At 47.8% G+C, this 8,194-nt stretch carries 6 protein-coding genes; 3 read left to right on the forward strand and 3 right to left on the reverse strand.

Translation table 11 applies throughout. The features are described from left to right. Nucleotides 1–153: 153 nt before the first annotated feature. A complete protein-coding gene (locus C7B82_RS07925; RefSeq protein ID WP_245939792.1) occupies nucleotides 154–1,218 on the reverse strand; it encodes a PDDEXK nuclease domain-containing protein in 1,065 nt (354 codons plus the stop codon). Nucleotides 1,219–1,315: 97 nt separating this feature from the next. Between C7B82_RS07925 and C7B82_RS07930 the strand changes: the two genes are divergently transcribed. Further along, nucleotides 1,316–1,954, forward strand: a complete 639-nt coding sequence (locus C7B82_RS07930) for an AAA family ATPase (protein ID WP_106255761.1) — start codon at nucleotides 1,316–1,318, stop codon at nucleotides 1,952–1,954. Next, nucleotides 1,938–2,852, forward strand: a complete 915-nt coding sequence (locus tag C7B82_RS07935) for a ParB/RepB/Spo0J family partition protein (protein ID WP_106255762.1) — start codon at nucleotides 1,938–1,940, stop codon at nucleotides 2,850–2,852. The genes C7B82_RS07930 and C7B82_RS07935 overlap by 17 nt, the downstream gene beginning before the upstream one ends. A gap of 302 nt (nucleotides 2,853–3,154) precedes the next feature. On the opposite strand, the gene C7B82_RS31395 is transcribed toward C7B82_RS07935, so the two are convergent. Beyond that, nucleotides 3,155–3,502, reverse strand: coding sequence for a hypothetical protein (locus C7B82_RS31395; RefSeq protein ID WP_146141092.1), 348 nt, complete (start codon nucleotides 3,500–3,502; stop codon nucleotides 3,155–3,157). A 574-nt stretch (nucleotides 3,503–4,076) separates the two neighbouring features. On the opposite strand from C7B82_RS31395, the gene C7B82_RS07945 reads away from it, so the two are divergent. Then, on the forward strand, nucleotides 4,077–7,361 hold the full coding sequence (locus tag C7B82_RS07945) for a hypothetical protein (protein WP_106255764.1): 3,285 nt from the start codon (nucleotides 4,077–4,079) through the stop codon (nucleotides 7,359–7,361). 365 nt (nucleotides 7,362–7,726) lie between these two features. Here the strand turns inward: C7B82_RS07945 and C7B82_RS07950 are convergent. Then, the coding region (locus C7B82_RS07950; RefSeq protein WP_219904149.1) for a hypothetical protein at nucleotides 7,727–8,194 on the reverse strand (468 nt) is incomplete at its 5' end.

The following is an 8,194-nucleotide window of genomic DNA, read 5'->3' on the forward strand; positions in this document are numbered from 1 at the left end:
AGAGACTCCTGAAAAGACACTGCTGCTTTGCTTTAGAGTATCTGATGTGATTCGGATCCGCGTTCGCCAACAGTATCCCACCGTTTAATTGACACTCTCAACTGGCACATAGCTGACATCTCGCTATGATCGCTGTTGAGAATTGACTGTGCTCTACTTGTCGCTTGTGTCCGACTTTTGCTCTGCTTGTTCTGCCAACTCGGTGATCGCAGCATTCATCTCTATCTCTAACTGCTCCACCGTTGGAAGATTCTCTTTGAGTGCCTTTGGTAATCGGTGGGTTGTCACAGCTATTGGAGTGTTCAGGTTTCGTAGGGCGTACTCTGCTTTTGTCTTGCTTTTGGACTTGCAGAGGATCAACCCGATTGTTGGATTGTCAGTCGAGTGACGCAGCAGATCGTCTACTGCTGAGACATAGAAATTCATTTTGCCAGAGTACTCAGGTTGAAACTCGCCCATTTTTAGGTCAATGACAATGAAGCAGCGCAGCTTGAGATGGTAAAAGAGTAAGTCCAGATAGTAAGCTTCCCCATCGACCTCAAGGTAATATTGGCTACCAACAAAAGAAAACCCAACCCCTAATTCCATTAAAAAGTCACGAATATGCGTAACTAGCGACTGCTCAAGTTCTCGTTCTTGGGCATTTTCTTGTAATGGGAGAAACTCAAAACTGTAAGGATCCTTGACTAGCTGGTTAGCTAAGTCAGATTGTGCTTGGGGTAAAGTACGGTCAAAGTTGGTAATGGCACCCCCTTGCCGTTGGAACAGATTGCTTTCGATTTGGTAGACAAGAATGTCCCGACTCCAACCGTTCTCCACTGTTTTTTCGGCGTACCAAAGTCGCTGTTCCTGAGTTTTAAGCTTATCGATCAGAGCTAGATTGTGCCGCCAAGGTAATTTACCAACGCTGCGCTGGACAATTGCTTCGTCTGGATAAGCCTCAGCAAAAGCCTTCATATACCCCAAATTTGAGCGGGAGAAACCTTTTATATTGGGAAACTCCTTTCTCAAATCTTTAGCCAGCCGTTCAATGACCTTTGTTCCCCAACCCTCCTGTTGCTGTTGTTCTAGGATAGAGCGCCCGATTTGCCAATAGAGGAGAAGCAGTTCTTGGTTAACAGCAAGCGCAGCCCTAACTTGAGCGGTCCTGATGCGCTCTTTCAGATGGCGCAACCAATCGTCATAGTCTTGAGGTGCGGAAAGCAGGCGATCGCTCACAAGTGATGTGCTCTGAAAGGTAGTTGTTCCGCTTCTGATCGTGACATAATCTCGATACATCTAGCTCAAAATAGCTGGGAATTACGAAACAGCGAAGATGTTAATTGGAGTCTTAAATCGGAAAGGTGGGTGCGGAAAATCAACGACTGCCGTCCATCTGGCATACTGGTTGTCCCAAAAGAAGCAGCGGGTGATTCTGATTGATTCAGATGGGCAGATGAGTTCTAGCCAATGGCTCACGAAGCTGGGAATGCCTTCCGTTGTGATTGACGATCCCGACGATTTGTTCGACCAAATCGGCAAGCTTGCAGAAGAGTATGATTCAGTTGTGATCGATTCTCCTTCGGTACTGGGAGAACCAGCAAAGTCAGTGCTATTGAGTGTTGATTTGGCACTGGTGCCCATCCAGCCTTCTAATCTGGATTTGCTCGCGGCTAAAGACATTGTTCGCTTGGTTCATCAAGCGCAGAAGATTCGCCAAGGAGCGCCGAAAGCCGCAATGTTTCTGAGCCGTGCGTCGCGCGGAACGGTATTAATGAGAGAAGCCCAAGAGGCGTTAAGCAAAACGCAAGGGTTTGTGTTGTTGGACTCTGTGATTTACCAACGGCAAGCGATTGCTGATGCTCCTGGTCAAGCAGCAACTGTGTTCACCATGCCTGGGGAACCTGCAAGTTCAGTTGCAAAGGATTATGACCGTCTGTTTGAAGAGGCGATACTGTATGGCAAGGCGAAATAGTTTGAAGGATGAATGGAAATTTGAATCTGAATTGGTCTCTGAAAACCAGAGCATTGGGATTGAGGCAATTACCTTACCGGCTAGTCAACCGCGTCGCTACTTCGACCCGCAAAAACTGCAGCAATTGACGGAGTCTGTGCGTCAGCATGGCATTTTAGAGCCCCTGCTGGTACGTCCTACAGGTAAAGCCGGATTGTTTGAACTGGTTGCTGGGGAGCGGAGGTTTAGAGCCGCCAAACAAGTTGGGCTAACAGCCGTCCCGGTAACGATTCGGGAACTGAGCGACGAGGACTCTCTTCAACTTGCTTTAGTTGAGAACTTACAGCGGGAGGATTTGAACCCGGTAGAAGAGACTGAAGGTGTCTTGCAGCTACTGGGACTGAGGCTCAACATCCCCCCAATCGATGTGCCACCACTCCTTTATCGTATGCGAAATGAGGCGATCGGCAATACTAATCAAAACGTTTTGATTAACTCGGAAGCTCAAGCTGTGGAGAAGGTTTTTGCTGAGCTAGGGACAATCTCTTGGGAGTCTTTTGCTACAACACGACTCCCCTTACTCCGCCTACCACCTGAGATTTTGGAGGCTCTCCGAAGTGGAAAACTCGCTTATACAAAAGCGCAGGCAGTTGCTCGAATCAAAGACGATCAGCAACGACGCCAGCTTTTGGCAAAAGCAATTTCACAAGACCTTTCTCTAGCTCAAATCAAAACAGAGATTGCAAAGCTCAAAGCGGCTCAAGAACCTGCTGAAGTGGGAGACTCATCGTTAAAGGGTCAAATCGACGATGTCTTGCGGCTAGCCAAGCGATCACAAGTGTGGATTGATCCTAAGAAGCAACGCCGTCTGGAGAAGTTGCTGGCAGAACTGAAAACCTTGGTGGCTGATAAGGAGTGATTCTAGGGGTGAGTTTAGCTCATCCCCTTCATAGCTTGAACTTAGAGTTTTTGACATAGGTAACCTCAAGGGCTTGACAGGCTCGGAACTGTTGCAGCCTCGCTGTCTTTGGACCAGATACCAGACGTAAACAGTAGCTGATCGGAAGTGTTCTCGGATGTGCCCAAACACTTCCGATCATAGGTTCCAGGAAAGCATTCTTTTTTCTGGCTGACCATTGCGAAACGTAGAAAACTCTATTCCGGTTGCATCAGGGTTAGCGTAATGTCTATTGTCGAATTGTGAAAATTCAGAACAACGTCTTACTTTAGCCCTGATTGCTTTTTGTTATAGAGGTATCCGTTCTTGAACACGATGGTAATCTCAGACTTGTCTTGATTTTTCCAAGTATAAGTCACCTCTGTTGGAGAACTCTGAGTTTCAACCCCAGAGCCCAAAAGCGCTTCAACTTGGAACGTGCTCATGCCTTGCTGCAGCCGCTCGTACTCGACACGGCCAATCAGTTGCATCGGGGGATGCGCAGTTATGTACTTGGCGTAGCCGTAACCAAATCCTGTACCAAATGCAATGCCTAAAGAGAAAGCTATCGATAGTAGCTTAGATAATAAATTTGGAGGTTCATTCCCAGGGCTTGAGGGTACTACGGTCATAATTGCACTCCAATGAGGATCAGAAGATACGGTTTACTCCTTGCTGCAGTACGAGAGAAAGAGCTTCAATGCCAATCCTGGTTTAGCCAGCATCGGTGCCTTACTCTTTCTAGCGCTGTTGCATTTAGTAGGACAAAAACTAGGTCATTAGAAAACTTCCCTTAAAGCAACAGGTGCTGAGATTTGCAAGTACAGATACATCAGCGAGGAAAAAGTTACTTTACCTTGAGTGAAATTAGGGCAGTCTGCAAACAGAGATTAGAGTCGCTCAAGGTTCAGGAAGTATGGGTCCAGATGATCAAGCATCGCTTCAAGGCTCTTCATAAGGGCAAGCGTAGTCTTAATGCGGCATCGTTCCAACCGGAGAAGGCGATACACAAATCTCGAAGGGATTCGGATTCTCCGAGGTGGTTTTAGTAGCCTGAATTACTGTTTGTCCTAGCCAGGATAACCAGAGCGCAGAAAGCGTTAAGTTCGCTACAGGAATTCTTTTTATGAGACCGGAAGTTCCGAAGTGTTCTTTGAGTTTTGCTGATGATAGTGCTGAGAAATTCCTATAACATTTTGTAAAGCTATGATGGGAAAGAAAAATGAACAGCTGGACGGAAGTGCTAACCCACAGCGTGGGCTGCATATTACTCCAAACGATAAACGGCGTACTCGTGAGGTGGTCGAGTATCTCCAGCAATTTTTTGTTGATGGGAAGCTGGGAACGTTTGCTCGTTGGCTTTTTCCCAAGCTGAATTCAGAGTCTCAAGCCTCTAAGAGGGTGAGCCAATTGCTGGATGAGAACCACGAGAGTGTACTGACGATTGGTCAGCTTGTTGCTTTGGTCACCACTTGGAGGAAATCAAACAATCCTAGAGAGGGCTTACCTTATCAGTTGTCACAGGAAGAGTCCTTGCTGCTCTTTCAAAAATTGGTACGCTTGACACCCGAAGAAAAAGAGCAATTAGGAGTACCGCAAGCAAGTGACGAGACGTTACTCTATCAAGCGTTAAACAATATGCGCTTCAACAACATCTCGCCTGAAACTATTCGGCAGTTTTACAAGGCATCTTTGGCTGTTCCCAAAGGGGATGGAGACCTGAGACCGTGGCTGATTGATGAATCTCTTGATGGCAAACTGCTTCCCGATATTGAAAAGTTTCTTGTTAAAAATCCTCCCATCGCTAAAACGGAAATCACCGCAAGAAAACTGGCGGCAGGAGTTCGGAGTCGACTTGAGCATTTTCAAGTTCTCGGTGGTGAGCTAGAATACCAACCCAAACCACCAGTCTGTGAAGTTTCAGAAGGCGAAAGCCAGAATGTGTCCTTTGAAAAAGTGTCAGCAATCGAAGGCTCGCGCTATGGGCAGCCCGCCTTCATACGCCGCCTAACTCAGACAATTGTGGAAAATGCCTTACTGACTGAGCAGTTTCCGGTTGGGATCAAGACTATTACGATTACCGATGTACCGATTCTCCCCCTATCCGTTACACCATTACACGGTTCTGGTAGTTTCAATATGACGGTGCTAGCGCGTGCTAGAGACAGTGGCAGTCGAGCAGCGGTTCTTGCTACGCAGAGCCCAAAACAGGTAACAGTGATTTTTTACGTTGAGGAAACAGATACTAAGGGCGAGAAGCATATACATCCTTTCTCGGTCTGCAGCAAAGGTATTGGTGGGGTTCTTTCCCATATCGTGCGAACGATTAACATCGGGGTTTTGTCTGACATTAAGAGCCTATCCAGCTACTACTTAGTAGCCCACGACGTGCTGATTCACTATGATGCTCCGCAAAACGATCTTCCTTCACCGGTGTGGTCACACAGTTTAGTCCGCTTATGCAAAGCGAAGGTGCTTGCAGAAGCGCTCTCCCACAGCGATGCCTGCCAAGGACTTAAGTCTTATCAGGACTACGCTTTCACAGATGCCATCGGGCGGGCTGACGCTTGCGAGTTTGACATGCTGCTGAGTCCTGCAAAGGCGGCTCTTTTCGCCCGGTTGCGCGCGGTCAAACACACAGGAGTACTTGCCAGAAGCTATCTTCAAGATTTGAACAATCGGGTAAGGCAGCTCCATCAGGCTGAGAAAGCCTATGCCTATCTGACCGAGTATCCGTTCTCATCTCTGGCTTTTGAAAAAGCTTTTTCAGCACTTGCCAATATGGTTGTTTCAGACCCACTTCCATCAACAGCACCGCAATGGATGTTTTCAGGCTATTTGCGTCTTGCTGACACCTTTCTTTCTGAAGGCCTTTATCGTAAAGCATATGGGTATCTAAAGGCGTTGGAATCGGTGTTTGAGGATGCCTCTAATGCGTTACTGAACTGGTACAACAGCTACCAAGCAGGACAGCAAACAACTTTGAGTGAGACAACGGTCAATTTCTTTGGTGCTTTGTTAGTCCGCTATCGATTGTTTTGGGCACTTTACTACTATATTTTCGACTGGGAGAGAGACCGCGACAACCCTTTCTACCGTGAAAGTTTAGCTGATGATGCTAGCAGGCGAGATGCGATCATCAAGGCAAGCCAGTTGCTCGATGAGGCAGAAGACTTACTGAAGGTGCGGCAGTTTCGCTACCAAGTGCTTGGAGAGGCTTCGCAAGGAACGTTTCATCCTCACTATCAACTGTTAGCACGGATCTACTGGCAACGAGTACGGTTGCTAATGTTTTTTCCGCAGGAGACGCCAATCAATCTTGCCTATATCCCAACTGATCCATCTCAACCTAATGTTCGACGGCAGCCAGAGCAGCTTTACCGAGGCTGGCTGTGGCTTTTAGAAGAATCTCGACTCTATGCAGCCACCGATGGGGATAGCAAGTTGTATACCATCGTTACGGCTTATCAAGCGTGTGTTTATTTGGTACTAGCATTTCAAGACACCCCAATTTTGCTCGGCAAAAGTAAGGATACTGCTCTATCGCCTTCTTTATGTTTTAGCTGGGCAGAGCGCTTGCGCAATCAAGCGCTTCTTAGTTATGCACCGATCGGGGAACATTGCTATACCCAGATCAAGCAAAAAAGTGGTGTTACGGTTGAGACTCAAGAGTTTGGTCTTGGCGTGCAAAGCATCCCAGCCATTCAGGAGCTTACACCGCCAATTACTCAACATAGCGAGAAGCGACCAGGACAGCGGCAAGAAGTGCTGTACCTTGATATGTCACTTCTAATGGTAAAGCATGGCAAAATCAAGCTTGAGACTAGCCGTCCAGAAGAACCAATTTACCTATTTGGTACAGAGGCAAGTTACATATTTTTTATCAGAGGGCTGTATTGCTTGTCTTCCGATAGTGAAGATGAATTCACTGCTTCCGCTACTCCGCAAAGCTTAGAGGCATGGGATGCAAAGTTCGCCCATGCTTTTCGGCTTTTCACTTACGCTTGGGCACTTGCTGAAGACGGTGGTATTGCTATGTGTGCGCCCAACTCTGAGGTTCGCATTGAGCGGAATTTTAAGTCCATACCTCTGACGCTAGATGGGGAGTATAAGCCGGACGATGCCGCTTCAATAAGGGATTTGTACTTAGTGAGAACCAGTGAGATCGTAGACTTAGGAAAACTATTCGCGGCCACCTGCCTCGTACTCCGGCAGTATGTCTCAGCTACGCAATGCGATGTGGAAGTGGAAGCTTTGCTTGCGTCTCTTCAGCAAACTCGTTCTCCGCAAGCCCGAACCATGCCGGAATATTATATGGGGCAGACTCGATTCAACGGACACATAGCTAGTCACATCGAATTATGTCGTTCCCACCTTTTAGAAGTACAGCGAAAGTCCACCCCCCTTTCTCCTCAAGAGATATTGAAGATCACTGATATTCGTAAGAACCTCTTACGACAAATATTTTATTTTTTGTTCAAACTTAAGTAAGAACATAAGTTCGGATCGGAGTTACGACAAGATAAAGGGAAAAAGCTCCAGATAGGATGAATACGCCATCTAGCTTTAGTTTCGGCAGTGGTTTCTGAGAGAATGATAGATACTCAGATACCCTATCTGGTGCCTATCTCGCCTGACGTAACGAGAGGAAATCAAAACGCTTGATTAGTAAGGCTTCTGAGGCTTTATCATGCGCTAGCAGTCTTGTGCCGAGTTTTAGAAACGCAACAAACAACCGCGACAGGTCTTGCACTTCTGCTGCGCGGGGCAACTAACCCAGTGGCTTCAGCAAAGGCTCAAGGGAGTGAGAGTTTCACCGCCATTCTCTACAGCCGCCGCAATGTCAAGCGAGCGTGCTATTTGCGCACCGTCAGCGCGGTCAGCAGACCATTGTGCTCGAGCTGTTGTTGGTGCTCACGTTGTAAACGGCAACTCATCGCACGATAGCAGCCTAACGCATCCGCAAACCGTAGTCCCTGGTCGGTCTGACTCGTAGACTCAAAATCAGTGCGGTCACTAAAGAGCTGTTGCAACTCACCCGTTAAGCCTTTGCCCACATAAACAGCCGGGATATCGCTGTCACGAAACCACGCCTCCATCTGCGGCCAAATGAGACCCAATGCACCCCCACCACACACGACATACAGGTCGCCAGGCGGCAGTTTGGCTTGCAGGTAAGCGGTGATCGCGCTGGCATACGCCTCTAATACTTGAGCGACATGGGGTGTCAACTGAACCACAGCATTTCCAACGGTGCGCAGCCGCTCACGCTTCTGGGCGACGGCCTTAACCAGCTCGGGTAAGGTCACGCTGCCACCGACCGC

The organism is Stenomitos frigidus ULC18, assembly GCF_003003795.1.
GTDB classification, from domain to species: Bacteria; Cyanobacteriota; Cyanobacteriia; order Leptolyngbyales; family Leptolyngbyaceae; genus Stenomitos; species Stenomitos frigidus_A.

What these genes read in the sequence shown, in the direction of transcription:
- C7B82_RS07930 (WP_106255761.1), top strand. Translation starts at nt 1,316, where the DNA reads ATGTTAATTGGAGTCTTAAATCGGAAAGGTGGGTGCGGAAAATCAACG.
- C7B82_RS07935 (WP_106255762.1), top strand. Translation starts at nt 1,938, where the DNA reads ATGGCAAGGCGAAATAGTTTGAAGGATGAATGGAAATTTGAATCTGAA.
- C7B82_RS07945 (WP_106255764.1), top strand. Translation starts at nt 4,077, where the DNA reads ATGATGGGAAAGAAAAATGAACAGCTGGACGGAAGTGCTAACCCACAG.
- C7B82_RS31395 (WP_146141092.1), bottom strand. Translation starts at nt 3,502, where the DNA reads ATGACCGTAGTACCCTCAAGCCCTGGGAATGAACCTCCAAATTTATTA.